The sequence below is a fragment of the Cupriavidus sp. 96C5-1 genome (assembly GCF_057798855.1).
Map to the genome: position 1 here is coordinate 75,241 of NZ_JBYOJU010000029.1, position 23,883 is coordinate 99,123.

Below are 23,883 nucleotides of genomic sequence, written 5' to 3' on the forward strand. Positions count from 1 at the left end.
TCTTGCGACGGGCGTTTCACGTCAATCCACGTGGCAGCGCACCTGCCCCAGTCCTTCGATTTCCAGATGCAGCGCGTCGCCGCGGACGATCTTGAACATGGGGCCAAGCGCGCCGGAGAGCACGACATCGCCGGCGCGCAGCGGCTCGCCCATCGACGTCATGGTGCGGGCCAGCCACCAGGCGGCGTGAAGGGGATGCCCAAGGCACGCCGCGCCATTGCCTGCGGAAACGGGCTCGCCATTGCGGGCGAAGCGCATCGCGCAATCGGCCAGCGCCAGGTCGGAGACGCGCTTCGGATCGGTGCCAAGGACATAGAGGCCGCACGACGCGTTATCCGCCACCGTATCGACCAGCGTGATCTTCCAGTCCTGGATGGCGCTATCGACGATCTCGATGGCGGGCAAGGCGAACTCGACGGCGCGAAGGAACCGTCCCCAGGTGAGGCTCTCGTCATCGAGGTCGCGGCCGATGACGAATGCCACCTCCCCTTCCGCCTTGGGCTGGATCAGCGAGCCGAAGGGAATCGCGCTGCCGGACAGGAACTCCATATCGGCGAACAACACGCCGAAATCCGGCTGGTCCACGCCAAGCTGGGCCTGCACCGCCTTCGACGTGAGGCCCACCTTCTTGCCGCTGATGGCACGCCCGTCGGAGAGGGCACGGCGCGTGTTGGCGGCGGCGACGGCATAGGCCGCCTCCAGCCCGCCGATGCCGAAGGTCTCGGAGACCCTGGCGATGGGGCTGCGCTCGCGGCGGGATTGGTACAGCGCATCGGCCGCTTGCTGGATGGGGTTGTCTGTCATTGTTGTCTACCTGGGAATGCTCTGGGAATGTTCTGGAGATGCTGTTGTCAGCCTGCCTGTCCGCCCGGCGGCATGCCTGGTCAGGCAGCCGCGAGGCGCTCCGCGGCAGCGGCTTGCTGCGAGCGATAGCGCGGCAGCAATTGCGCGAGCTGTGCCGTCTCCCGGGACAGGCATTGCGCAAAGCCCTCGGCCAGTTCCGCGACCACGTCCTCGACGGTGCGCACGGCACCGATGGCGCCGACGCCATGGCCCGCCGACCACACGTCGCGCCACGCCTTCGGCGCGGAAGCGATATCGCCGGAGAAGTCGATCTTGGTCTCCTCCTTGAGCTTGTCCGGCGTGAAGCCTGCCGCCGCCACGGTCGGCCTGAGCCAGTTCGCAAGCACGCCCGATACGGCGCTGGACTGCACCAGGTCTTCCATGCTGCTGGCCACCAGCAGGTCCCGGTAGGCGGGAGCCGCCATGCTCTCCCGCGTCGCGATCAGGCGCGTGCCGACCACCACGAAATCCGCTCCCAGCAATTGCGCGGCCCGGATCTCGGCGCCGCTGGAAATAGCGCCTGCCAGGCCGATGGGCCCGTCCCAGAAGCGGCGCACCTCCGCCAGGAATGCGAAAGGATGATAGGTGCCGGTATGCCCGCCGGCGCCGCTGGTGACCAGCACCAGTCCGTCGACGCCGGCCTCGATCGACTTGCGCGCGAGCGCCGGCGAAACGACATCCGCCATCACCAGCCCGCCATAGCCGTGCACGCGCTCCAGCACGCGGCGGGGACTGCCCAGCGCGGTGGTAACGATGCCAGGGCGATACCGTTCGACCAATTCCATTTCCGCCTCGAAGCGGTCGTAGCTGCTATGGACGATCATGTTCAGCGCCCACGGTACGTCCGGGCAGCGGGCGGCTTCGGCCGCGATGTGCGACAGCGCGGCGTCGAGTGTGGCGAGGTTGCGCGCGTTCGGCGCGGCATAGGTACCGACGATGCCAGCCTTCAGGCTGGCGGTAACCAGTTCCGGGCCGGACACCAGGAACATCGGCGCTGCCATGACCGGCAGGCGCGCCTTGGCGAAAACGTTGCGCACGGCTGCATGCGAAGCGCTGGGTGAGGCGTTGGGGGGCGCGTTGGGGGCATTCATCTTGTCTGTTCCTTGTCCGTTCTTGCCGATCTGTCGGCTGATAATCGGCTAGCGGCGACCGGGCCGCCCGCGGACTTCCCACCCGCCATCGCTTTGCAGGATGGCCGCCGTGGTTGCCGGGGAATTGGTGCGCGAGGCCAGCAGCACGTAGTGCCCGGTGTGGTCTTCCGGCTGGGCGATGAAGCCCAGTGGCACCGAGTTCGCCACGGCGTCCGAGAAACCGGGAATCTCCGACAGCCTGGATTCTTGCTTGCCGAGCGACTCCGGTCCCTTCAATGGCGTCACCGTGCCGCCGGGCGCCACGCCGTTCACGCGGATCTCCGGCGCCAGTTCATAGGCCAGCTGGCGGATCAGGCCCACGCACGCGTGCTTGGACGCCACGTACACAGGACCGCCGCCGCCGGCATAAAAGCTGGAGTTCGACAAGGTGAAGATCATGCTGCCGCGGGTTTCCCGCAAGGCGCCCGCCGCGGCATGGGCCGCCAGCAGGTAGCCCAGCACGTTGACATCGAATACTTCCCGGAAGGCCGCACTGACCACGCCGCGATCCAGCTTGCGCAGCGTGGCGAAGTGATCCCAGACGCCGGCGTTGCCCACCAGGGTGTCGAGCTTGCCGAACGCCCTGACGGTGGCTTCCACCGCCTCCGCGTTGGCGTCTTCCGAGCGCACGTCGCCAACCGTGATCGCCACGCGGCCGCCGAACTCGGCCCGCATGGCGTCCGCGCCTTGGGCATTGCGCACCAGCACGCCAACGCCGGCCGCGCCCTCGGCCAGGAACCTGCGCGTGACCGCCAGGCCGATGCCTGAGTTGGCACCGGTCACCAATGCCACATCGTTATCGAGCCAGCCCATGGTCAGAAGAAGGTATTGAGGTTCTTGGACATCAGCAGGGACTGCGTGATGACGATCTTGCGGCGAGCGATGCGGAAACCCTCGCCGTCGGCGCGCAGCACATCCTCGCGCCGGCCCAGCAGCAGATCGTTGTCCGCCTCTCCCCGGCTACGGTAGTTGACGAATACCGAGTGGACAATGAACTCGCCGTCCGCCGCACCCGCGTACGCTTCGATATTGCTGATCACGTGCACATGCCGGGTAGGCGGGTCTTCGGCCCAGGCGGAGGGTTGCTTGAAGCGGGCCACGCGGCGTGACAGGTCGAAGTGGTTGTCGTCGAAATACGCGCCCCGCCCGATGGCGTAGGCGCCGAGCTTGTCGGCGCGGCGGCGGTTCTCGATGGCGGGCATCCAGTAGTGGATATCCTCGGTCATCAACGCCAGCCAGTCGCTCCACGCCTCGCTGTCGAGCAAGCGAGCCTCGCGATACAGGAATTGCTGGATCCGGTGGGCGGTGGCAAGGTCCACCGCCTGCGGCGCCGGGGCTGCCGGCTGCGGTTGCGGAAGCGCGCTCATGCGACCTCCTTCAGGCTGTTGTTGACGAATGCGCTCTCCGGCAGGCTGGGCTTGTCGCGCACCGGAACGTCATCCCATGCACGCGCCTGCATCAGGTCCATCCAGCGCTGGTAGAACGCCCGGTGATTGGCTTCGTTCACCTGGTTGCGATAGACGTTGCCCGGCAGTTCGCTATCCTCCAGCCTGGAGTCGCGGCCCAGGCCCATGTACAGGTCCTGCTGGCGCGTGACGAAGCCGGCGTTGGTGCGGGTGGAGAACTCGAAGTTCTCGCCGTCGTCCATCTCGAATACGCCGGAAGGCGAGAACGTCAGCATGGTTCCCTTCAGCCAGCGGTCCTTGATGTCCTGCGGCGCACTCTGGTTGACGATGGTCCAGGTGTGCAGCTCGATCTTGCCCGGGCCGCGCGGATGCCAGACGCGGAAGGTGTTCTGCCCCGGCAGGAAGGAAAGGTTGGGGAACACACTGACCGAGGAGATCGAACCGATCATCTTCGAGCGGAACTCGCCGAGCCGCTTTGCCACCTTGGGCTGGATGCCGTACAGGTACTTGCGGATCTCCTTGTCGCCCAGGGTTGCGGCATTGCCGACGACATCCAGGTTGAACTCCCAGCCGTGGCCGTTGAAATTGACGTGGTAGGAATCCGGGTCCTTGTAGACCTCGGCCACCGGCCCGCCGAGCATGGCGCGCGCGGCGGAGTCGTGCGTCCACAGGGCGTGGTAGATGTCGCCGATGAAATTCTCGACCGGGACCTTCCAGTTGCAGTTGATCACCGACTTCACGCAGCCGCCGACGAACTCCGTGCCTTCGCCGTCCATGTCCAGCATGACGTCCAGGTAATAGCGGAAGTCGCCAAGGAATTCGTCCAGCGAAGGCGCGTCCGGATCCATATTGCCGAACACCAGCCCCTTGTAGCTCGCCACCTTGGCGACCGGATGCAGCCCGTGCTCCGCGCGGTCCATACCGCTGGCCTCGAACAACTCCTGGCCGGCCATGCCGCGCAGAGCGCCATCGATGCCGAAGCTCCAGCCGTGGTAGTTGCAGACGAAGCCCCGCGCATTGCCGGCGTCGGTGAAGTTCAGCTTGTTGCCGCGATGGGGGCAGGTGTTCAGGAAGGCACGGATGGCGCCGTCCTTTTGCCGCACCACGATCACGTTGTCTTCCGCCATATAGGTGGTGACATAGTCCCCCGCCTTGGGAATCTGCGACTCGTGGGCAAGAAAGAGCCAGCTGCGGGCGAAGATCTTCTCCAGCTCCTGCTCGTAGATGCGCTGGTCCCAGTAGACGCGGCGCGACAGCCTGCCGGTGTCGAGATCGAGCAGGCGATCCAGGTCGCGCAGGGGCGCGCTGGCCGGATCCTTGCGCAGGCGTTCGCAGTTTCCGCTGCATTCGTGTGTCATGTTCTGCCTCTTGGATGGCCTCAGATGGCCGAAGACGCCGCTTCGGATTCCTGGTCCAGATCGGCGTAGATCCGGTCAGCCTCGACGATTACCTTGTACGTGCGCAGGTCTACCGTGCACGGGAACCCGACGGCCTGCCCGGTAGGAATGTGGAACTGGCCGTCGTGGACCGGACAGGCGATCAGGTCGCCATCGACGATCTCGCCTTCGGACAACGACGCGGTCGCGTGCGTGCACACGTCGCTGGTGGCGAAGTATTCGCCGTCGATGTTGTAGACAGCCAGGGGGCAGCGCGATGTCTCGACCTTGCACACCTGGCCCGGCGCCAGCGCCTCGCGCTGGATCAGGAAGACTTTATTGCTCATTGCGATAGTTCCTTCTTGCCCGGCTCATCGCCGGTCACTGCAGATGCAGTTGGACAAATCCCAGGCCGGTCACCCATTCCGGGACGGCCTCGTAGGCGATGGTCTCGCCGCGCGCGCCTTCCAGCGCGCCCATGGCGCAGGCCCAGTTGCGGATTTCCATGCCGCCGTTGCCGCCGTTGGCGAGGATGTATTCGTCGCTGAGCGCAGCCAGCGCCTGCAGGTCGTTGCATTCGGCATAAGCCAGGATCTCGCGATCGAAGGTCTCGTTGACCCGGCCCATCTCCGCGGTGCCGACCCAGTGGCTGATGCCGCCGCTGCCGATCACCACGACCCGCTCGTCCTGCGCATAGGCGTTCACCGCGTCGCGGATCTGGCGGCCGACCTGGATGGCGCGCGCCATGCGGATATACGGGTCCACGCCAGCGGCGAGGTACACCGGGATGGTGCCGACAGTGTGTCCTGCTTCGCGCATCGGCTGCACCATCAGCTGGTTCGGAATGCCGATCGCGTGGTCCACCGTCAGCGCGCGCGCCACCGCCCAGTCGAAGCCGCTCGCGTGGCCGGCGCTCGCGATATGCGATGCCAGCGCTTCGCTGTTCGGGATCACCCCGCGCTTCAGCCCGGGCATCGCGTCCAGCGGGCCGTCCACATCGCCCGTGCCGATCAGGTAGCTGGGCAGGCAGCCGGTACCGAACAACATGTAGTGATCCGCGCCCACGATCACCACGCTGGTGGGCGCCAGTTCCGCCAGCCGCGCCGCGCAAGTCCTGAAGGCGTTCCACATGCGCTCCCGCACCGCGGGCGCCGGCGCCTCGGGGGCGACAAACATCACCGGGTCATGGGGCACCAGGAAGCCACCTACGATCTTTCCCATCTCTGCTCCTGTTCCTAGCGCTTCAATGCGGCGCTGTGCAGCGCCTCGGCCGATCCGACCGGGCGCAGCTTCTTCATGTAGGCGCGCATATCGCGGTCCGGCGACAGCTCCTGCCAGAAGCCCATGGTGAGCATCGGGTTGACGCCGGCCTGCTGCAGGCCGAGCACGTCGAACTGCGTCAGCATGGCCCGCTCCGCCTCGCCAAGGGCAAAGCGCCGCAGATAGGCGTCGGCATCTTCGCGAAAGCGCTGTTTGGCCGAGCGGTCCACCGTCAACTGGTGGAGGACCTTTTCGAGGACGTTGCGGCTCATGGTCTTATGCGCAGAAGGTGGCGACCAGGTGCAGGAAGTCGGCGCGCCGCTCGGTCTGGACCCAGTGCCCGCACTGGCCGAACAGGTGCAGGTCCGCCTGCGGGATCGCGCGGGCCAGCAATTGGCCGCATGCGGGAGGCACCACGCGGTCTTCGCGCCCGTGCAGTACGAGCGTGCGCGCCTCGATCCTGGCGATGGCGGCTTCCGGAAAGCCCTTGACCATGGTCGGGCCTTCCGCGTTCGGCTTGGGCAGCAGCTTGCGCAGCGCGTCCTGTGCGCCGGGACGGGCGCTGGCCTCGTAGCGCGACTGCACCATTTCCGGCGTGATGATCGACTGGTCGAAGGGGAACAGGCGCATGGTCTTTTCCATGTTCTCCGGCGACGGCTCGTACTCCCATGCCGAGCGCAGGCCCGGGGTCTGCTCGAACTCCCCGGCCGGCGTGCCAAGCAGCACGAGGCGGTCGACGCGCTTGGGATCGAACACTGCCAGGCCGACGGAAAGCGCGCCGCCAAAGGAGTTGCCGACAAACGAAGCCTTCTCGATATCCAGCGCATCCATGATGCCGACCAGGTGCCGCACCCATAGCTTGATGTCGTACTTCGTGCCTTCCTTGAACTCGGTAAAGCCAAAGCCCGCGATGTCCGGAACGACAACGCGGAAGGTCTTGGCAAGCTCGCCCATCACGCCCTTCCAGTTCGACCAGCCGGACACGCCGGGTCCCGAGCCATGCAGCAGGAACAGCGGCTTGCCCGCGCCCTGGTCGAAGTAGTTGGTCTGGTGCTCCGCGGCGGTCAAGGTCAAGCCGACGCCTTCATTCTGACTCATTTCAAAATCTCCATACACATACGTATGTGTATGTTATGAAGCGAAGCGAACCGGGTCAAGCTTGATTTAACGCAAATTTATTGGTGTTTACCCGTGGACGGCACACAACCTTTCCGTACATATATGTATTGAACGAGGGAAGTACAATGCTGGCAACTTTTCGTGGAGGCACTATGCCCAAAGGCACGGGGGCGAGTTCAGCGGCCCCTCGCAACCAACTCACACCGGAAGACTGGATCAAGGCTGCACGCAATCTGCTGGTCAGCCGGAGCATTGACGCGGTGCGCGTCGAAGTGCTCGCCAAGGAACTGGAAGTCACGCGCGGCAGCTTTTACTGGCACTTCAAGGATCGCGATGACCTGCTGCACCGCATGCTGACCGCCTGGCGCGACGAAGCCACCGAACAGATCATCTATCGGTTCGAACGCCGGGGACTGGCGCCAAGGGAGCTGGTGCGGGATCTGCTCACGCTGCCGTTCCGGGGCACCGCCGCGCAGGAGGCGGCCTCGACGGAGCTCGCCATCCGCGCCTGGGCCCGCCGCGAAGAGCGCGTGCGCCAGGTGCTCGACGAAGTCGATGCCAAGCGGCTTTCCTATATTGCGCAGTGCTTCAGCGCGCTCGGGTTCGACATCCCGGAGGCGCGGGCCAGGGCGTTCGCGCTATACAGTTACGAATTGTCGGAATCCCTGCTTTCCAATCAGGGAACCACTGCCCAGAAGGAAGAGCGCAGAGCCTGCATGGAACGTCTGCTGCTCAAATAGTTCCAGGTGCCAGGTACGCTGCGCAAACACCGGGGCGATTGCGGCACCTGCCGGGATTTGCTGCCGCGTGCCACCATCGCTACGGCCAGCGCCGCGGCACGCATGCCGTCCGTGGCGGCCCGCGCCGCCACGTTCACGCCGCGATGCGCTCGATCGCCACAGGCGCCTGCGGCGGCTGAATCACCGGCGCATTGCCGCGTGAGCGCCCCGAGCTGAGATAGTCGGCAATCGATTCCTGCGTGACCTCGCCAAGGTAGGCGCCATCCGCATCCACCACCGGCAGCCAGCTGGTGTTGTGCTGGTACATGCGCGACAGCACGATGCGCAAGTGTTCGTCGAACGCGGCGGTAGCGGCAAAGGGCCGCATCGCATCGGCGCACACGCCCTGCCCCGCACGCGCATCGCGCCGCGTGACGAAGCCCAGGGCACGCTGCGCCGCGTCCACCACCGGCAGGTGGCGCACGTCGGCCTCGTCCATCAGGCCGAAAGCCTGTGCCAGCGGCATCTCCGCGCTGCAATGCTGCGCCATGGTGGCGGCGTCGCCGGCACGGACCAGCAGCAAGCGCTTGAGCGTGTTGTCATGGCCGACGAAAGCTTGCACGAAATCGTCGGCGGGATGCGCAAGCAAGGCATCGGGATGGTCGAACTGCACCAGCTTGCCGCGGCGGAAAACCGCTACGCGGTCGCCCAGCTTGATCGCCTCGTCGATATCGTGCGAGACCATGATCACGGTCTTGCCGAGCTGGCGCTGCATCTGGAAGAACTCGTTCTGGATGCTCTCGCGGTTGATCGGATCGACCGCGCCGAACGGCTCGTCCATCAGCAGGACGGGGGCATCCGCGGCAAGCGCGCGAATCACGCCGATGCGCTGTTGCTGGCCACCGGACAATTCGCGCGGATAGCGCGTCAGCATCCTGTCCGGATCGAGCTGCACCATCGACATCAGTTCGCGCGCGCGTTCGCGGCTACGCTTCTTGTCCCAGCCCAGCAGGCGCGGCACCACCATGATGTTTTCCTCGATGGTCATGTTGGGGAACAGGCCGATCTGCTGGATCACATAGCCGATCTTGCGGCGCAGCGTCACTTCGTCCACGCGGGAAGTGTCCTCGCCATCGATCAGCACCCGGCCCGAGCTGGGCTGGATCAGGCGGTTGATCATCTTCAGCGTGGTGGTCTTGCCGCAACCCGACGGGCCGAGGAAAACACAGATTTCCCCCTTGGGCACCGTCAGCGAGACAGCATCCACGGCGCGCACTTCCGCGCCATCCTTTTGCCTGAAGGTCTTGGTGAGTTGGTCGAGTTCAATCATGTTCAGCGAATTCCTTTCGGTGTCAGCGCCCGCTGCAACCACTGCAGGCAGGCATCGGCCACGATGGCGAGCACGCTGACCAGCACCGCGCCGATCGCCAGCTTGCTCATATTGCTCTGGCTGATCGCTTGCAGGATCAGCACCCCAAGACCACCGGCGCCAATGATGGCGGCGATGGTTGCCACGCCGATATTCATCACCACGGCGGTACGCACGCCGCCGAGGATGACGGGCACGGCCAGCGGCAGGTCCACCAGCCGCATGCGCTGCCAGGTGGTCATGCCGATGCCGCGGCCGGCTTCCTGGATGCCGTCGTCCACATTGGCAAGCGCCACGCAGGTATTGCGCATGATCGGCAGCAGCGAATACAGGAACACAGCGGTCACCGCCGGCACGTAGCCGAGCGCGTGGCCGAAGCGCGCGAAGATCGGGATCATCAGGCCGAACAGCGCGATCGACGGCAAGGTCAGCACGATGGTGGCCAGCGTCAGCAGCGGCGCGGCGAGAAAGCGGAAGCGCGCGCACAGGATGCCCAGCGGCACGCCGACGACGATCGCCAGCCCCACCGCCGAGCCGACCAGCGCGAGATGCTGGCCGGTCAGCTTGAGCAGCGTCGGCCAGCTATGTTGGAGGTAGGTCAGCAAATCCATGCGTCCCCTCTCAGATCAGGCCGTGGCTGCGCAGGAATTCCTGCGCCACCTTGTCGGCCGGCTGCTGGCCGATATCGACCCGGTAGTTCATCTCGGTCATGGCCTCGTTATCCAGCTTTGCCGACAGCGCGTTGAGCAGACCGGCGAGTTCCGGATGCTGTTCCAGCGTCGCCTTGCGCACGACGGGCACGGCGTTGTACGCCGGGAAGAAATGCTGGTCGTCCTCCAGCAGCACCAGATCGAAGCCCTTGACGCGGCCATCGGTGGTGTAGACCAGGCCAAGCTCGACCTGGTCGTTCTTCAGTGCCGTATAGACCAGCCCGGGATCGAGCTGGATCACGTCGCGCCGCGCGAACGGCAGCTTGTAGAGCGTCTTCAGCGGCTCCAGCCCGTCGGGGCGCGCGGCGAATTCCATATCGACGGCGAACGGATGCGCGGTGCCCTCCCCGGCCGCCCGCATCTTCTCCGCGAAGGCCGACAGCGTGGTCACGCCGGCAGCCTCGGCGCGCTTGCGCGGCATCGCCAGCGCATAGGTGTTGTTGATGCCGGAGGCATCCAGCCACATCAGGCCGCGCGCCGCATCGAGCGCCTTGACGCGCTCGTAGCTTTCCTGCGCTGCGAGCTTTTCCTCGACCTTGTTGAATACGATCAGGGCGGTGCCGGTGTAGTCCCACACCACGTCGAGCTGTCCGCTCTCCATGGCCTGGCGCATCAGCGTGCTGCCCAGGCCCGAGGTCAGCTCGGCGGCAAGGCCCTTGGCCTCCAGGTACTGCGTGGTCATCGAGGACAGGATCAGTTGCTCGGTGAAATTCTTGCCGCCCACGCGGATGGGGTCGGCGTGCGCCGGCAGCGCCAGCGCCGCCACCGCGGCCAGCACGGCGAGACTCGCCAGCATGCGGGCCTGGCCACGCGCCACGCGGGCCGCGCCGGCCAGCGCGCTTGTGATGAAATGCATCGGGTTCTCCTTCATGGTCGGTACGCGCATCAGCGCGCCAGGCCGCGGCTGCGCAGGTAGCAATAGCCGGCGGCGGCGAACAGGCCGTCCAGGCCCAGGGCCAGCAGCGCGGTGGCCGCGGCGCCCAGCAGCAGCAGGGGCTGGTTGTTCAGGTAGATGCCGGGGAAGATCAGTTCGCCCAGGCTATTGGCGCCGATCAGGAACGACAGCGGCACCGTGCCGACGTTGATCACCAGGCTGATGCGCACCCCCGCCAGGATCACCGGCAAGGCATTGGGCAGCTCGACCTGGAACAGGCGCTGGCGCGCCGTCATGCCAAGGCCGCGGGCGGCTTCGGTCAGGGCCGGGGACACGCCCAGCAGGCCCTCGCAGGTATTGCGCACGATCGGCAGCAGCGAGGCCAGCCACAGCGCCAGGATGGCCGGCCGCTCGCCGATGCCGAGCACCGCCAGGGCCAGGGCCAGCACCGCCAGCGACGGCACCGTGTTGCCGATATTGAAGACCTGCATCAGGCGGTCGGCCCAGCGGCGCATGCAGGGCCGGCTCAGGGCCACGCCGGCCGGAATGCCAGTGGCCAGGGCCAGGCCCATCGACCACGCCACCAGGCGCAGGTGATCGGCCACGTCGTACCACAGGCGGTCTTGATACTGCCGGATGACGTCCACGCCGATCCACGCGACCAGACCGGCCAGCGCGACGAGCGTGAGACATCCCCAGGCCAGCGCCTGGACGGATTGCTTGGACATATTCCCCTCTCTCCGCGCGCCGCATGTGGGCGCGAGCAGCCACATCCGGATCGACGGACGACAAGATGGGCGCGGGCGGATGCAATGGGGGCCGCCGGCCCAGACTAGATTGCCTTGCCCGCCATGACCGGCAGATGAGCCGGTGGACGGGCGCCGGGTTCCACGCCCTGGGGGCGGAAACCCAATTGACGGGACACCATGCCGATGAAGGCGGGGGTCCCTGGAGCGGCGCAACCCGCTGCGAAGACGCAGAAACGGGAGGCCAGTGGCAGCGCAAATTTGATGGTTCCGACGCGCCGCCGGATCAATCGGCCGGTGCTGCGCAGGGAGGGAAGGGAACGACCGGCACCACAAAAACGCGCGGTCCGCACCCTTGGCAACCCGATATGATTACGCAGCATCGGATGACAACGAGAGCCGTATTATACCCATTTCCATCGATCTTGTCAGTATCGCGCTTTCACGCCACTTTTCACCGGCATCTGGCGCGCTTCGTCGGCCATCCCGGCGCGGCCCGCGCTGTTCCAGAAACGTTGCATCCGAGCATGGCGAGCGTGCCACCGGCAGAACAATCTGTTGCCCGGCCGCCCTCTACCGGATTTGCCGCAAACCCTTAAATTGGGAGGGTAGCCAACGGGTCGCGTGCCATTGCCGCCACCCTCGCCAACGCCGGGCCGCTGCCCGGCCAACAGGAGATCGATCATGGAACAACGCACTACCGCCCCCATCGTCCCGGCCACCGCAGTGGAGACCGTGCAGCGCTCGCGCGCGATCGACCGCGTGGTGCGCGGTATCGCCACCTCGGACGGCGCGGGTGTCAAGCTGACCCGCGTGCTGACGCAGAACCTGCAGCGCCGGCTGGACCCGTTCCTGATGCTGGACGCCTTCGGCACCGACAGCCGCGACGACTATATCGGCGGCTTCCCCGATCACCCGCACCGCGGTTTCGAAACCATCACCTATATGCTGGCCGGCCGCATGCGCCATCGCGACAGCGCCGGCAACGAGGGCCTGCTGGAAAACGGCGGTGCCCAGTGGATGGTGGCCGGCGCCGGTGTGGTGCACTCGGAGATGCCCGAGCAGGAAGACGGCCGCATGGAAGGCTTCCAGCTGTGGCTGAACCTGCCCGCCGCGGACAAGATGACGGCGCCGTGGTACCGCGACCTGCCGGCTGCCGCCGTGCCCACCGTGGCGCTGCCGAACGGCGCGACGGTGCGCGTGCTGGCAGGCGCCTCGCATGGCGTGGCCGGCGCGGTGACACGTCCGGTCACGGAGCCGCTGTACCTGGACGTGACGCTGCCGGCGGGGCAAAGCTTCTCGCAGGCGCTGCCGGCCGGGCACAATGCCTTCCTGTACGCCTATCGCGGCGAGATCGCGGTGGGCACGGGCGATAACGCGGCGGTGCTGGAAGCACAGCGCATGGGGGTGCTGGACAATGCGGCGGGTGCCGACGGCGTGAACGTCACCGCCAATGCCGATGCGCGCTTCCTGCTGATCGCGGGGCGGCCGCTGGGCGAGCCGATCGTGCAATATGGGCCGTTCGTGATGAACACACAGGAGCAGATCTACCAGACGCTGGCCGATTTCCGCGAAGGCCGCTTCAACCAGATCGCGGTGAGCCAGGGCGCCTGACGCGCCGGCCATCGCCGGGGTGGCATCGCGCCTCCCCGGCCTCATATCCGGTGGGCGCCCTGCCCACTGGATTTCTCTCCTTTATCCCTATCTCCCCACCTCCCGCGCTGGCCACGGGCGAGCCGGCCGCCCTCCCGCTCGCCAGAGCCCGCCATGTGCCCGCCATGTGCCCGCCATGTGCCCGGCATGCGACTTGCAACCTGCCTGTATCCGTTGCGGGGCCGCCAAAACCGTCCTTTCCGGGTGGTCCGAACCCCGCGCACTTATATAATCCTGCGTTAATAAACGGCATCACGAACCCATGATGGATGCTGCAATGCGAAACGGCGATGCTGCCCCACGCACTGCAGGCAGTGCTGCCGCCATACGAACATCGATCCACGTTGCTGCCATAACAACTCGAGCCGCCTCAGTGACCTTAAGCACAACCCCACGGCTGGCGCTTGCGCATATCAGCAAGCGCTACCCCGGCGTCACCGCCAACGACGACGTTTCCCTGGTCGTCGCGCCCGGCGAGATCCATGCCGTACTCGGCGAGAACGGCGCCGGCAAGTCCACCCTGATGAAGATCATCTTCGGCGCGGTCAAGCCGGACGCCGGCGAGATGCACTTCAACGGTGCGCACGCCGCCATCCACAACCCGCACGATGCCCGCAACCTGGGCATCGCCATGGTATTCCAGCATTTCTCGCTGTTCGATACGCTGACCGTCACCGAGAACATCGCCCTGGGCCTGCCGCGGCAACACAAGGGCGCCGGCGGCAGCCCGCATGCCGGCACCAATATGAAGCAGCTGGCCGAGCAGATCCGCGAGACGGCACAGCGCTACGGCCTGCCCCTCGAGCCGAACCGGCATGTGCACACCTTGTCGGTGGGCGAGCGCCAGCGCGTGGAGATCGTGCGCGCGCTGCTGGCCGGTCCGCAATTGCTGATCCTGGACGAGCCCACCTCCGTGCTGACGCCGCAGGCCGTGCAGACGCTCTTCGTCACGCTGCGCCAGCTCGCCGCGGAGGGCACCAGCATCCTCTACATCAGCCACAAGCTCGACGAGATCCGCGAGCTTTGCCACAGCGCCACCGTGATGCGCATGGGCCGCGTCACCGGCGTGTGCGATCCACGCCAGGAGAGCGCGGCCTCGCTGTCGCGCCTGATGATCGGCGGCGAGCCGCCGCGCGAGACGCGCGTGCAGACCGAGCCCGGTGCCTGCCGCCTGGCCGTGCGCGAACTCTCGCTGCCGCGCGCGCATGCGTTCGCAACAGAACTGGCCGGCATCTCGCTGGACCTGCGCGCGGGCGAGATCGTCGGCATTGCCGGCGTGTCCGGCAACGGGCAGCAGGAATTGCTGGCCGCGCTGTCGGGCGAAGACGTGCGCGCCGAACGCAATGCCGTCACGCTGGACGGCAAGCCAGTCGGCAAGCTCGACGCGCGCCAGCGGCGCCGCGCCGGCCTGGCCTTCGTGCCCGAGGAACGCCTCGGCCGTGGCGCCGTGCCGGCCATGAGCCTGGCCGCGAACATCATGCTCTCGCACCAGTCCGCACCCTATGTGCGGCGCGGCATGATTGCGCCCAAGGCGGCGGCGGGACTGGCGCAGGCCATCATCGGCCGCTTCCGCGTGAAGGCAAGCGGACCCGAAGCGCTGGCCAAGAGCCTGTCGGGCGGCAACCTGCAGAAATTCATCGTCGGCCGCGAGATCGAAAGCGGCCCGAAGGTGCTGATCGTGGCCCAGCCCACCTGGGGCGTTGACGTCGGCGCCGCAGCGCAGATCCACAACGAGCTGCTGGCGCTCAAGGCCACCGGCTGCGCCTTGCTGGTGGTGTCCGAGGAACTGGACGAGCTGTTCGCCATCTGCGATCGCCTGCATGTGATCGCCAAGGGCCGGCTGTCGCCGTCGATCCCCACCCAGGACGCCACGCGCGAGCAGGTCGGCCTGTGGATGAGCGGTTTGTGGGAAGGCGGGCCCGGCGGCCGGCGCGAGCAACAGGAGGCCGTCCTCCATGGCTGATTTCCTGTCCCGCTCTCCCGTCTCGCTGGCGCCGCGCGGCCTGCCCTCGCGCCGCATGGCCTATGCTTCGCCCTTCATCGCGCTCGCGCTGACGCTGGCCTTCGGCGCCCTGCTCTTCCTGCTGCTAGGCAAGGACCCGATGGCCGCGCTCAAGGTCTTCCTGGTCGATCCGCTCAAGGACCGCCGCGCCATCGGCGAGGTGCTGCTCAAAACCGTGCCGCTGGTGCTGTGCGCGCTCGGCCTGTCGGTGTGCTACCGCGCCAATATCTGGAACATCGGCGCCGATGGCCAGTTGATCCTCGGCGGCATCTTCGCCGGTGCCACCGTGCTGTACTTCGACGTGCCCGGCAATGGTGTCAACGGTACCGTGGTGCTGGTGCTGGCATCGCTGGCCGGCGTGATCGGCGGCATGTTCTGGGCCTCGCTCACCGCCGCGCTCAAGGACAAGTTCAACGCCAACGAGATCCTGGTGTCGCTGATGCTGACCTATATCGCGCAGCAGTTGATGCTGTATGTGGTCAACGGTCCGCTGAAGGATCCCAACGGCATGAACTTCCCGCAGTCCAAGGTGTTCTCCTCCGAGTTCCTGCTGCCCAACCTGCTGTCGGGCTCGCGCCTGCACGCGGGCTTTGCGGTAATGCTGGTGCTGGTGGTGCTGATGACCGTCTTCATCTTCCGCAGCTTCGCGGGCTATCGCCTGCAGGTGGGCGGCACCGCGCCGGCGGCGGCGCGCTATGCGGGCTTCTCGGCGCGCCGTTCGCTGTGGAGCGCGCTGATGATCTCGGGCGGCACCGCCGGCCTGGCGGGCGCCTTCGAGGTGACCGGCCCGATCGGCCAGCTGCTGCCGTCGATCTCGCCCGGCTACGGCTTCACCGCCATCATCGTGGCCTTCGTCGGGCGCCTGCATCCGGTGGGCACCGTGTTCGGCGGCATCGTCATGTCGCTGTTCTATATCGGCGGCGAAATGGCCCAGTCGCGCCTGGGCCTGCCATCGGCGATCGGCTCGGTGTTCCAGGGCATGCTGCTGTTCTTCCTGCTGGCCAGCGATACGCTGATCGACAACCGCCTGCGCTGGCGCGCCAAGGCCGCCTGAGCGAGAGCCCACAAGACATGGATCAATTCGCCCCTCTTATCGCCACCGCGATCAACGCCGGTACGCCGCTGCTGCTGGCCGCGCTCGGCCTGCTTATCAACGAACGCTCGGGCGTGCTCAACCTCGGCGCCGAAGGCATGATGCTGGTGGCCGCCGCGTTCGGCTTCATGGTCGGCTACCAGACGCAGTCGCCCATGCTCGGCTTCGCCGCCGGCGCGCTGGCCGGCATGCTGATGGCCACGCTGTTCTCGTGGCTGGCGCTGGTGCTGGCGACCAACCAGGTGGCCACCGGCCTGGCGCTGTCGATCTTCGGCACCGGGCTGTCGGCCTTCATGGGCCAGCGCTTCGTCGGTTTCGCCATGCCGTCGCAGGCCAGGTCGATTCCCTGGCTGGCCGATATTCCCTTCTTCGGGCCGGCCTTCTTCCAGCAGCACTGGATGGTGTATTTCAGCCTGTTCCTGTGCGGCGCCATCATGTGGTTCCTGTTCCGCACGCGCGCCGGGCTGACGCTGCGCGCGGTCGGCGAATCGCCGGAATCCGCGCATGCGCTGGGCTATCCGGTACGCCTGATCCGCTTCGGCGCGCTGTTGTTCGGCGGCGCCTGCTGTGGGTTGGCCGGCGCCTACCTGTCGCTGGTGTACACGCCGATGTGGGTGGAGAACCTGGTGGCCGGTCGCGGCTGGATCGCGCTGGCGCTGACCACCTTCGCCACCTGGCGGCCGGGACGCGTGCTGGCCGGCGCATGGCTGTTCGGCGGCGTCACCATCCTGCAGTTCTACCTGCAGGGGATTGGCGTCTCCATGCCGTCGCAGATCCTCTCGATGCTGCCCTATGCGGCCACCATCGTGGTACTGGCGCTGATCTCGCGCAATCCGGCCTGGATACGCCTGAACATGCCGGCCTCGCTGGGCAAGCCCTTCCGTCCGGGCGTCGCCTGACCATGCCGTTGCCGCGCGCCGGACACCATGCCGGGCCGCGCGGCAGCCCCTGTTTTTCAGAAGTCCGCCAGAGACTTCGAACTCAAAGCCCTCGATTCAGAGCCACGGCTGCAACCTTAGTCAAGAAATCAGTACCCAGATCATTACAAGGAGAAATCATGATCGTCACGCGCAGGAAAACCCTGGCGGCACTTGCCGCCACCGCCGTGCTGGCTCTCGCGGGCTGCGGCAAGAAGGAAGCCGAAAAACCGGCCGAAAGCGCCGCCCCCGCTTCGGCACCCGCCGCGGAGCAGAAGGCAGAACCGCTCAAGGTCGCCTTCGTCTACATCGGACCGGTCGGCGACGCCGGCTGGACCTATGCCCATGACGCCGGGCGCAAGGCCGTGGAAGAGAAGTACGGCGACAAGGTGAAGACCACCTTCGTCGAGAACGTGCCCGAATCCGCCGCCGATGCCGAACGCGTATTCCGCGACCTGGCCGCGCAAGGCAACAAGCTCATCTTCGGCACCACCTTCGGCTATATGGAATCGATGCTCAAGGTGGCCAAGGAATTCCCGGACGTGAAGTTCGAGCATGCCACCGGCTTCAAGACCGCCGAGAACCTGGCGCAGTACGACGTGCGCACCTACGAAGGCGCTTACCTGGCCGGCGTGGTCGCCGGCAAGATGAGCAAGACCGGCAAGATGGGCGTGGTGGCATCGGTGCCCATCCCCGAGGTGATCCGCAATATCGACTCGTTCACCCTGGGGGCGCGCACCGTGAATCCCAAGGCCACCGTCAAGGTGGTGTGGGTGAACAAGTGGTTCGATCCGGGCAAGGAGCGCGAAGCCGCCACCACGCTGATCGGCCAGGGCGTCGACATGCTGATGCAGAACACCGACTCCGCCGCCGTGGTGCAGACCGCGCAGGAAAAGGGCGTGTATGCCTTCGGCTGGGACAGCGACATGAGCAAGTTCGGCGAGAAGGCCCACCTGGCCGCCTCGGTGATCTCGTGGGGCGTCTATTACAACAAGGTGGTGGGCGACGTGCTCGCCAACCAGTGGAAGAACAGCACCACCTGGTGGGGCCTGAAGGAGGGCATGATCGACCTGAAGGGCTTCAACGCCGTGGTGCCGGATGACGTGAAGGCCCTGGTGGAAGAGCGCAAGAAGGGCGTGGTCGACGGTTCCGCGCCGATCTGGAAGGGTCCGCTCAAGGACAATACCGGCAAGGAGCAGCTGGCCAAGGACCAGGTGGCCGACGACGGCTTCCTGCACGGCATCAAGTTCTACGTGGAAGGCGTGGAAGGCAAGATCCCGGGCTGAGCGCCGGACTGCACTCTGCGTTATACCCGGCATGCCCGCCAGCGCGGACATGCCGGCAAGGCGGTGGGGTTGCCACGCCCCGCCGCCCGTCCCCCCAGCCCCCTCCTGGCTGTTCCCCCGTCTCTCCTGAAGCGCCAGCACGGAACTTGAAGCGCCGTGGTTTGGCCCAAGCTATCTGCAAGTGGCCGAACGGGCCACGCCGCGCATGCCAAGTGAAGGAGGCCTCTCATGTGGAAACGATTTTCGGCACTGTGGACACTGGTGCGGCGCGACGGCCGCCTGCTGTGGTTCGCGCTGCGCCACCCCGACGCCCCGCGCTGGCTGCGGCCGGCCACGTTTGGCCTGGTGCTCTATGCCATCTCGCCCATCGACCTGATTCCCGACTTCATCCCCGTGCTGGGGCTCATGGACGACGTGGTGCTGATCCCGCTGGCGGTGCACTTCATCCTGAAATGCCTGCCGCCGCACGTGCTGCGGCAGGCCGAGGCGCGCGCGGGCGCCCGGACGGTGCGGGCGCGCTAGCCGCCGGCTAGGCTCGCACCGGCTGCCGCTCAGGGCAGCAGGATAGTGGTACCGGTGGTCTTGCGGCCTTCCAGGTCGCGATGCGCCTGCGCCACATCCGCCAGCGCGTAGCGTTGGCGGACCTCGACCTTGACCCGGCCGCTGGTGACCATCTCGAACAGCTCGGCCGCCATCGGCTCAAGCAGTTCGCGATGCACCACATAGGTCATCAGCGTCGGCCGCGTGATACGCAGCGAGCCCTTGTTGCCCAGCACGGAAAGATCGAACGGCGGCACCGGACCCGACGCATTGCCAAACACCACCATGGTGCCGCGCGGCGCCAGGCAGTCCAGCGAGCCATTGAATGTGTCCTTGCCCACCGAGTCGTAGACGGCTGCGACACCCTTGCCGCCGGTGATTTCCTTGACCTTGTCGACAAAGGATTCGCGGGTGTAGACGATGGTGTGATCGCAGCCGTGCGCCCGCGCCAGCGCGGCTTTTTCATCACTGCCGGCGGTGCCGATCACGGTCGCGCCCAGCGCCTTGAGCCACTGGCTGGCGATCAGGCCAACCCCGCCCGCGGCGGCGTGCAGCAGCACGGTGTCGCCGGCTTGCACGCGGTAGCTGTCGCGCACCAGGTATTGCGTGGTCAGGCCTTGCAGCATCATGGCCGCGCCCTGCTCGAACGAAATGGCATCCGGCAGGCGCACCACGATATCCGCCGGCATCACCCGCACCTGGGCGTAAGCGCCCGTGGGACGGCCGGCATAGGCCACGCGGTCGCCCACGTTCAGGTGCGGCACGCCATCACCCACCGCCTCCACCACGCCGGCGCCTTCCATGCCAAGGCCGGCCGGGAGCTGCTGCTTGTACAGTCCGGTGCGGAAATAGACGTCGATGTAGTTGAGACCGACCGCTTCGTGCCGCACGCGGACTTCGCCGGGGCCGGGATCGCCGACCTCGACATCGATCCACTGCATCACCTCGGGACCGCCGGTCTCGAAAATACGGATAGCCTTGCTCATGTGTCGCTCCATTTATCCTGGTTTTGGTGGATGGCTATCGATGCCGTCGATGACGTCGATGCCACCGGCACCGTGAATGCCCGCGGGCGCATCGATGTGCAATGCGCGGACTGCGTGCGGGAACTCAGGCCGAAGCGCCCGGTTCCGGATACAGGCGCCGCAGCTCGGCAATCAGCAGATCGGCGGTCGCCACATTGGTGGCGCAGGGTACGTTGTGCACGTCGCAGGCGCGCACCAGCGCATTGATGTCGGGTTCGTGCGGCTGCGGCGTCATGGGGTCGCGCAGGAAGATCACCACGCCCACGCGGCCCTCGGCCAGTTGCGCGCCGATCTGCAGGTCGCCGCCCCAGGGGCCGGACAGCATGCGTGTCACCGTCAGGCCGATCTCGTCGCTCAGGCGGCCGCCTGTGGTGCCGGTCGCCAGCAACTCGCAGCGGGAAAGAAAATCGCGATGACGGCCGGCAAAGGCAACGATGTCGTCTTTCTTGTGGTCGTGCGCGATCAGCGCGATACGGGGGGGAGTCATCGGCATCATCCTGGCCAATCAGCAAAGACCGGGCCGGCAAGGCCCGGCGGAAAACACCCGGTCGGCAGCGACGCCGCCACACCGGGCAGTATCGAGGCAACCGCTTAGAACGTGCCCGGGTAGGCGCCGCCGTCGAGCAGCACATTCTGCCCGGTCATATAGGCCGCCTGGCGGCTGCACAGGAAAGCGCAGGTGGCACCGAACTCGGCCGGCTCGCCGAAGCGGCGGCTCGGGTTCTGCGCGGCGCGGCGCTCGGCGACCTCCGCAACGGACAGGCCCGCCTTCTTGGCGCCGCCTTCCATGGTCTTGTAGAGGCGATCGGTGTTGAACGGGCCGGGCAGCAGGTTGTTGACGGTCACGCCATGCTGCGCGACTTCGCGCGCCAGGCCGGCGACGAAGCCGGTCAGGCCCGAGCGGGCGCCGTTGGACAGGCCGAGCACGTCGATCGGCGCCTTCACGGCGCCGCTGGTGATGTTGATGATGCGGCCCCATTTGCGCGCGATCATGCCGTCCACGGTGGCCTTGATCAGCTCGATCGGCGTCAGCATATTGGCGTCGATCGCGGCCAGCCAGGCATCGCGGTCCCAGTCGCGGAAATTGCCGGGGGGCGGGCCGCCGGCATTGTTGACCAGGATGTCCAGGCTGCCCAGCTTGGCAACGGCATCCAGCGCCAGCTTGCGCCCCTCCGGGGTGGTGATGTCGGTGGCCACCGCCACCACGCGCCGGCCGTGGCGCGCGCGCAGGTCCGCCGCCGCTTTCTCCAGCGCCTCGGCGCCGCGCGCCACGATCACCACGTCCACGCCTTCGGCGGCCAGCGCGTCGGCGCAGGCAAAACCGAGACCCTTGCTGGCGCCGCACACCAGCGCATGCTTGCCGCGCAATCCTAGATCCATCTCAGTTACTCCTTTGTGTCATCGAGGCGGCCACCCGCCTGCTCGTTATTCTGCCCGTGCCTCGCCTTGGCCGCCGTGCCGGCTGGCACCGATACCACCGATGCGTCCGATGCGTCCGATGCGTCCGATGCGCCCTAAGCCCCCCGGCCGCGCCGACAGCAAATATATCCCGCCCATCACCAGCACGCTGCCGGCGAGCTGCACGCCGGTGATCGGCTCGCCCAGCAACCAGAAGCCGAGGAACAAGGTCGACACCGGCCCGAGCATGCCCGCCTGCGACGCCATCGGCGCGCCGATGCGCGCCACCGCCACCATGGTCAGCGATACCGGCAGCACCGTGCAGAACACCGAGTTGACCAGCGACAGCCACATCACCGGAGCCGGCTGCAACAGCTCGGCCAGCGGCCGCCGCAGCACCAGGTACTGCACCGCGCAACAGGCCGTGGAAACGCACATCGCATACGCCACCAGGCGCAGCGAACCGATGCGCTGCACCAGCTCGCCCGAGGCGATCAGGTAGATGCCGTAGGTGAGTGCGCTGCCCAGCACCAGCGCGGCGCCCAGCCAGACCTGGCTGCCGCTCACGTCGAGATCATGCGCGAAAACCAGCACGATGCCTATATAGGCGAGCAGCAGCGACAACCATTGCCGGCGGCCGATGCCGCGCTTGAACAGCACGGCGCTGGCCAGCAGCACGAAGGACGGCGTCAGGAACAGGATCAGCCGCTCGAGCCCGGCGGTGATGTATTGCAGCCCGAGGAAGTCGAGGAAGCTCGACAGGTAGTAGCCGATGACGCCGAGAAAGACGATGCGGCCCCGGTCGGCCCAGGACAGCGCCGGCAGCCGGCGCGACTGCCACCACCCGATCGCCATGAACAGCGGCGCGGCGAACAGCATGCGCAGGCTGATGACCATGACCGCGTCGACCTGGTAGCGGTACATCAGCTTGGCGACGATGGCCTTGCCGGAAAAAAGGATGGCGCCGACGGCGGCCACGGCAAGGCCGGCTCGCTGCGATGCCGGCTGGGCGGGAAACACGGTGCTGGAGAGCTGGGATGCGGACACGGGGAAAACCGGATAGGGAGGCCGCGCGCCGCTGGACGCGGGACGGACCGCTGAAGACGCGAGCCATTGTATGCGAAAAGAGGCAACTGCACCGGCGCCCGCCCGATGCCCCGGCGCCGTGCGTATCCGCGCAACCTGGCAGGCATTCGCAAACTGCCGTAAGCTCGCCGGTCGGCGCGTTCCGCACGCGCCCCATAAGAAAAACCGGGAGCATTTATGACGGCAGTTCAGCTTTTCCTTCTTTCCTCGCACACGCCGGTCTCCGGCACCCGCCCCAACGGCCAGCGTCAAACCCCGCTAGCCCGCGGCGCGCGCCACAGCCATCCGCTGATGGCCGCCGCGGCCGCGGTCGCCGCGCTGGCGGCAGGCTGGCTGCCTGCCGGCGCCCGCGCGGCCGACTACCCCGTCAAGCCGATCCGCTTCATCGTGCCTTACGCCGCCGGCGGCACCACCGACCTGGTGGCGCGCACGGTGGGCCAGAAAGTCGCCGAGAAACTGGGCCAGCCCGTGGTGGTGGAAAACCGCCCCGGCGCGGGCGGCAATATTGGCATGGAGGCCGTGTCCAAGGCCGCGCCGGACGGCTACACCATCGGCTTCGGCGCGATCTCGACCAATGCGCTCAACCCGCACATCTACAAGCATGTGCCATTCGACCCGCGCAAGGATTTCACCGCCGTCAGCCTGCTTGGCACCTCGACCATCGTCCTGGAGGTCAGCAACGGCCTGCCGGTGAAAAACGTGGCCGAACTGATCGCCTATGCCAAGGCCCACCCCAGCCTGACCTACGCCACCGCGGGCACCGGCACCTCGATGCACCTGGCGGGTGCGATGTTCTCGCAGATGACGCAGGCTGGCCTGACCCATGTGCCATACAAAGGCAGCAGCCCGGCCATCAACGATATGCTGGGCGGCCACGTGCAGGTGATGTTCGACAACCTGCCGGCCTCGCTGCCGCATATCCAGGGCGGCAAGCTGCGCGCGCTGGCGGTGGCCGGCAAGAGCCGCTCGCCGGCCTTGCCCAATGTGCCGACGCTGGCCGAAGCCGGCCTGCCGGGATACGCGATCGAGCCCTGGTTCGGCGTCTACGGCCCCGCCGGCCTGCCCGCGCCAGTGGTGCACGCGCTCAATGCCGCCTTTGTCGAGGCGCTGGGCAAGGCGGACGTCAGGGACAAGCTGGTCCAGGCCGGCTTCAGCCCCAAGGGGTCGAGCGCGGCGGACCTGCAATCGCTGACGCTGTCCGAGTACGAAAAGTTCGGCAAGATAGCCAAGAGCGCCAGCATCTCGATGGACTGAGCGCCAGCGCGCCGCCTGCGTCCGGCCGGTTCCCCCGCCCCTTGGGGACCGGGGCACCGCCGGCAGCGGGCGGGCCG

The 23,883-nt window shown here is 66.9% G+C and carries 25 protein-coding genes; 8 read left to right on the forward strand and 17 right to left on the reverse strand.

Annotated elements, in window-relative coordinates; all coding sequences use genetic code 11:
* Positions 1 to 21 precede the first annotated feature (21 nt).
* From AC3FOF_RS27475 to AC3FOF_RS27515, 9 genes are all read right to left on the reverse strand, one after another.
* Positions 22 to 804 carry a 2-keto-4-pentenoate hydratase gene (locus tag AC3FOF_RS27475; protein WP_488728400.1) on the reverse strand — a complete coding sequence of 261 codons (783 nt, stop codon included), beginning with the start codon at positions 802 to 804 and terminating at the stop codon, positions 22 to 24.
* 80 nt (positions 805 to 884) lie between these two features.
* Entirely contained in the window at positions 885 to 1,934 is a 1,050-nt protein-coding gene (locus AC3FOF_RS27480) for an NAD(P)H-dependent flavin oxidoreductase (RefSeq protein WP_488728401.1), read from the reverse strand.
* Between the two features lie 48 nt (positions 1,935 to 1,982).
* Positions 1,983 to 2,786 carry a 3-(cis-5,6-dihydroxycyclohexa-1,3-dien-1-yl)propanoate dehydrogenase gene (gene hcaB / locus AC3FOF_RS27485; RefSeq protein WP_276267564.1) on the reverse strand — a complete coding sequence of 268 codons (804 nt, stop codon included), beginning with the start codon at positions 2,784 to 2,786 and terminating at the stop codon, positions 1,983 to 1,985.
* Between the two features lie 2 nt (positions 2,787 to 2,788).
* Positions 2,789 to 3,340: a 3-phenylpropionate/cinnamic acid dioxygenase subunit beta gene (locus tag AC3FOF_RS27490; RefSeq protein WP_488728402.1), complete on the reverse strand. Its 552-nt coding sequence runs from the start codon at positions 3,338 to 3,340 to the stop codon at positions 2,789 to 2,791.
* Positions 3,337 to 4,737 (reverse strand): aromatic ring-hydroxylating dioxygenase subunit alpha, encoded by a 1,401-nt coding sequence (locus tag AC3FOF_RS27495; RefSeq protein ID WP_017231238.1) that lies wholly within the window; start codon positions 4,735 to 4,737, stop codon positions 3,337 to 3,339. Before AC3FOF_RS27495 ends, AC3FOF_RS27490 begins: the two co-directional genes overlap by 4 nt.
* Before the next feature lie 20 nt (positions 4,738 to 4,757).
* The gene (locus AC3FOF_RS27500; RefSeq protein WP_017231239.1) at positions 4,758 to 5,102 is read right to left on the reverse strand and encodes a non-heme iron oxygenase ferredoxin subunit; all 345 of its coding nucleotides are present in this window, start codon (positions 5,100 to 5,102) and stop codon (positions 4,758 to 4,760) included.
* A gap of 34 nt (positions 5,103 to 5,136) precedes the next feature.
* On the reverse strand, positions 5,137 to 5,976 hold the full coding sequence (locus tag AC3FOF_RS27505) for a DODA-type extradiol aromatic ring-opening family dioxygenase (protein WP_017231240.1): 840 nt from the start codon (positions 5,974 to 5,976) through the stop codon (positions 5,137 to 5,139).
* A 14-nt stretch (positions 5,977 to 5,990) separates the two neighbouring features.
* A complete protein-coding gene (locus AC3FOF_RS27510; RefSeq protein ID WP_276267566.1) occupies positions 5,991 to 6,287 on the reverse strand; it encodes a hypothetical protein in 297 nt (98 codons plus the stop codon).
* 4 nt (positions 6,288 to 6,291) lie between these two features.
* Complete coding sequence (locus AC3FOF_RS27515) at positions 6,292 to 7,113, reverse strand: alpha/beta fold hydrolase (protein WP_488728403.1); 822 nt, start codon at positions 7,111 to 7,113, stop codon at positions 6,292 to 6,294.
* 173 nt (positions 7,114 to 7,286) lie between these two features.
* Between AC3FOF_RS27515 and AC3FOF_RS27520 the strand changes: the two genes are divergently transcribed.
* Positions 7,287 to 7,874, forward strand: a complete 588-nt coding sequence (locus AC3FOF_RS27520; protein ID WP_017231243.1) for a TetR/AcrR family transcriptional regulator — start codon at positions 7,287 to 7,289, stop codon at positions 7,872 to 7,874.
* A gap of 133 nt (positions 7,875 to 8,007) precedes the next feature.
* Here AC3FOF_RS27520 and AC3FOF_RS27525 read toward each other — a convergent pair whose 3' ends face one another.
* From AC3FOF_RS27525 to AC3FOF_RS27540, 4 genes are all read right to left on the reverse strand, one after another.
* On the reverse strand, positions 8,008 to 9,183 hold the full coding sequence (locus AC3FOF_RS27525; protein WP_488728404.1) for an osmoprotectant ABC transporter ATP-binding protein OsmV: 1,176 nt from the start codon (positions 9,181 to 9,183) through the stop codon (positions 8,008 to 8,010).
* Between the two features lie 2 nt (positions 9,184 to 9,185).
* Positions 9,186 to 9,833 carry an ABC transporter permease gene (locus AC3FOF_RS27530; RefSeq protein WP_017231245.1) on the reverse strand — a complete coding sequence of 216 codons (648 nt, stop codon included), beginning with the start codon at positions 9,831 to 9,833 and terminating at the stop codon, positions 9,186 to 9,188.
* A gap of 10 nt (positions 9,834 to 9,843) precedes the next feature.
* A complete protein-coding gene (locus AC3FOF_RS27535; protein ID WP_488728429.1) occupies positions 9,844 to 10,728 on the reverse strand; it encodes a glycine betaine ABC transporter substrate-binding protein in 885 nt (294 codons plus the stop codon).
* An 89-nt stretch (positions 10,729 to 10,817) separates the two neighbouring features.
* The gene (locus tag AC3FOF_RS27540) at positions 10,818 to 11,534 is read right to left on the reverse strand and encodes an ABC transporter permease (RefSeq protein WP_488728405.1); all 717 of its coding nucleotides are present in this window, start codon (positions 11,532 to 11,534) and stop codon (positions 10,818 to 10,820) included.
* A gap of 702 nt (positions 11,535 to 12,236) precedes the next feature.
* Here AC3FOF_RS27540 and AC3FOF_RS27545 point away from each other — a divergent pair.
* The 6 genes from AC3FOF_RS27545 (at position 12,237) to AC3FOF_RS27570 (ending at position 19,025) form a co-directional block, all read left to right on the forward strand.
* Positions 12,237 to 13,166 (forward strand): pirin family protein, encoded by a 930-nt coding sequence (locus tag AC3FOF_RS27545; protein WP_276265030.1) that lies wholly within the window; start codon positions 12,237 to 12,239, stop codon positions 13,164 to 13,166.
* 412 nt (positions 13,167 to 13,578) lie between these two features.
* Positions 13,579 to 15,168, forward strand: a complete 1,590-nt coding sequence (locus AC3FOF_RS27550; protein WP_488728406.1) for an ABC transporter ATP-binding protein — start codon at positions 13,579 to 13,581, stop codon at positions 15,166 to 15,168.
* Entirely contained in the window at positions 15,161 to 16,261 is a 1,101-nt protein-coding gene (locus AC3FOF_RS27555) for an ABC transporter permease (RefSeq protein WP_017226111.1), read from the forward strand. Before AC3FOF_RS27550 ends, AC3FOF_RS27555 begins: the two co-directional genes overlap by 8 nt.
* A gap of 17 nt (positions 16,262 to 16,278) precedes the next feature.
* Positions 16,279 to 17,199, forward strand: coding sequence for an ABC transporter permease (locus AC3FOF_RS27560; RefSeq protein WP_017226110.1), 921 nt, complete (start codon positions 16,279 to 16,281; stop codon positions 17,197 to 17,199).
* A 158-nt stretch (positions 17,200 to 17,357) separates the two neighbouring features.
* Entirely contained in the window at positions 17,358 to 18,503 is a 1,146-nt protein-coding gene (locus AC3FOF_RS27565; RefSeq protein WP_017226109.1) for a BMP family ABC transporter substrate-binding protein, read from the forward strand.
* A 228-nt stretch (positions 18,504 to 18,731) separates the two neighbouring features.
* Complete coding sequence (locus tag AC3FOF_RS27570; RefSeq protein WP_488728407.1) at positions 18,732 to 19,025, forward strand: YkvA family protein; 294 nt, start codon at positions 18,732 to 18,734, stop codon at positions 19,023 to 19,025.
* 29 nt (positions 19,026 to 19,054) lie between these two features.
* Here AC3FOF_RS27570 and AC3FOF_RS27575 read toward each other — a convergent pair whose 3' ends face one another.
* The 4 genes from AC3FOF_RS27575 to AC3FOF_RS27590 all read right to left on the reverse strand — a co-directional run bounded on the left by AC3FOF_RS27575 (position 19,055) and on the right by AC3FOF_RS27590 (position 22,513).
* A complete protein-coding gene (locus AC3FOF_RS27575) occupies positions 19,055 to 20,029 on the reverse strand; it encodes a quinone oxidoreductase family protein (RefSeq protein WP_017226136.1) in 975 nt (324 codons plus the stop codon).
* Positions 20,030 to 20,153: 124 nt separating this feature from the next.
* On the reverse strand, positions 20,154 to 20,555 hold the full coding sequence (locus AC3FOF_RS27580) for a methylglyoxal synthase (protein WP_035810213.1): 402 nt from the start codon (positions 20,553 to 20,555) through the stop codon (positions 20,154 to 20,156).
* Positions 20,556 to 20,659: 104 nt separating this feature from the next.
* A complete protein-coding gene (locus tag AC3FOF_RS27585; RefSeq protein ID WP_017226138.1) occupies positions 20,660 to 21,448 on the reverse strand; it encodes an SDR family oxidoreductase in 789 nt (262 codons plus the stop codon).
* Between the two features lie 45 nt (positions 21,449 to 21,493).
* Positions 21,494 to 22,513 (reverse strand): DMT family transporter, encoded by a 1,020-nt coding sequence (locus tag AC3FOF_RS27590; protein ID WP_488728408.1) that lies wholly within the window; start codon positions 22,511 to 22,513, stop codon positions 21,494 to 21,496.
* Positions 22,514 to 22,843: 330 nt separating this feature from the next.
* Here AC3FOF_RS27590 and AC3FOF_RS27595 point away from each other — a divergent pair, with 330 nt between their 5' ends.
* On the forward strand, positions 22,844 to 23,806 hold the full coding sequence (locus AC3FOF_RS27595; protein WP_488728430.1) for a Bug family tripartite tricarboxylate transporter substrate binding protein: 963 nt from the start codon (positions 22,844 to 22,846) through the stop codon (positions 23,804 to 23,806).
* Positions 23,807 to 23,883 lie beyond the last annotated feature (77 nt).

Bases quoted from the DNA above. Each gene is read 5' to 3' on its own strand.
- AC3FOF_RS27575 (WP_017226136.1), bottom strand. From the start codon at position 20,029: ATGAGCAAGGCTATCCGTATTTTCGAGACCGGCGGTCCCGAGGTGATG.
- AC3FOF_RS27525 (WP_488728404.1), bottom strand. From the start codon at position 9,183: ATGATTGAACTCGACCAACTCACCAAGACCTTCAGGCAAAAGGATGGC.
- AC3FOF_RS27480 (WP_488728401.1), bottom strand. From the start codon at position 1,934: ATGAATGCCCCCAACGCGCCCCCCAACGCCTCACCCAGCGCTTCGCAT.
- AC3FOF_RS27500 (WP_017231239.1), bottom strand. From the start codon at position 5,102: ATGAGCAATAAAGTCTTCCTGATCCAGCGCGAGGCGCTGGCGCCGGGC.
- AC3FOF_RS27570 (WP_488728407.1), top strand. From the start codon at position 18,732: ATGTGGAAACGATTTTCGGCACTGTGGACACTGGTGCGGCGCGACGGC.
- AC3FOF_RS27520 (WP_017231243.1), top strand. From the start codon at position 7,287: ATGCCCAAAGGCACGGGGGCGAGTTCAGCGGCCCCTCGCAACCAACTC.
- AC3FOF_RS27555 (WP_017226111.1), top strand. From the start codon at position 15,161: ATGGCTGATTTCCTGTCCCGCTCTCCCGTCTCGCTGGCGCCGCGCGGC.
- AC3FOF_RS27595 (WP_488728430.1), top strand. From the start codon at position 22,844: ATGGCCGCCGCGGCCGCGGTCGCCGCGCTGGCGGCAGGCTGGCTGCCT.
- AC3FOF_RS27540 (WP_488728405.1), bottom strand. From the start codon at position 11,534: ATGTCCAAGCAATCCGTCCAGGCGCTGGCCTGGGGATGTCTCACGCTC.
- AC3FOF_RS27585 (WP_017226138.1), bottom strand. From the start codon at position 21,448: ATGGATCTAGGATTGCGCGGCAAGCATGCGCTGGTGTGCGGCGCCAGC.
- AC3FOF_RS27565 (WP_017226109.1), top strand. From the start codon at position 17,358: ATGATCGTCACGCGCAGGAAAACCCTGGCGGCACTTGCCGCCACCGCC.
- AC3FOF_RS27560 (WP_017226110.1), top strand. From the start codon at position 16,279: ATGGATCAATTCGCCCCTCTTATCGCCACCGCGATCAACGCCGGTACG.
- AC3FOF_RS27495 (WP_017231238.1), bottom strand. From the start codon at position 4,737: ATGACACACGAATGCAGCGGAAACTGCGAACGCCTGCGCAAGGATCCG.
- hcaB (WP_276267564.1), bottom strand. From the start codon at position 2,786: ATGGGCTGGCTCGATAACGATGTGGCATTGGTGACCGGTGCCAACTCA.
- AC3FOF_RS27545 (WP_276265030.1), top strand. From the start codon at position 12,237: ATGGAACAACGCACTACCGCCCCCATCGTCCCGGCCACCGCAGTGGAG.
- AC3FOF_RS27580 (WP_035810213.1), bottom strand. From the start codon at position 20,555: ATGACTCCCCCCCGTATCGCGCTGATCGCGCACGACCACAAGAAAGAC.
- AC3FOF_RS27505 (WP_017231240.1), bottom strand. From the start codon at position 5,976: ATGGGAAAGATCGTAGGTGGCTTCCTGGTGCCCCATGACCCGGTGATG.
- AC3FOF_RS27535 (WP_488728429.1), bottom strand. From the start codon at position 10,728: ATGCTGGCGAGTCTCGCCGTGCTGGCCGCGGTGGCGGCGCTGGCGCTG.
- AC3FOF_RS27475 (WP_488728400.1), bottom strand. From the start codon at position 804: ATGACAGACAACCCCATCCAGCAAGCGGCCGATGCGCTGTACCAATCC.
- AC3FOF_RS27510 (WP_276267566.1), bottom strand. From the start codon at position 6,287: ATGAGCCGCAACGTCCTCGAAAAGGTCCTCCACCAGTTGACGGTGGAC.
- AC3FOF_RS27515 (WP_488728403.1), bottom strand. From the start codon at position 7,113: ATGAGTCAGAATGAAGGCGTCGGCTTGACCTTGACCGCCGCGGAGCAC.
- AC3FOF_RS27530 (WP_017231245.1), bottom strand. From the start codon at position 9,833: ATGGATTTGCTGACCTACCTCCAACATAGCTGGCCGACGCTGCTCAAG.
- AC3FOF_RS27490 (WP_488728402.1), bottom strand. From the start codon at position 3,340: ATGAGCGCGCTTCCGCAACCGCAGCCGGCAGCCCCGGCGCCGCAGGCG.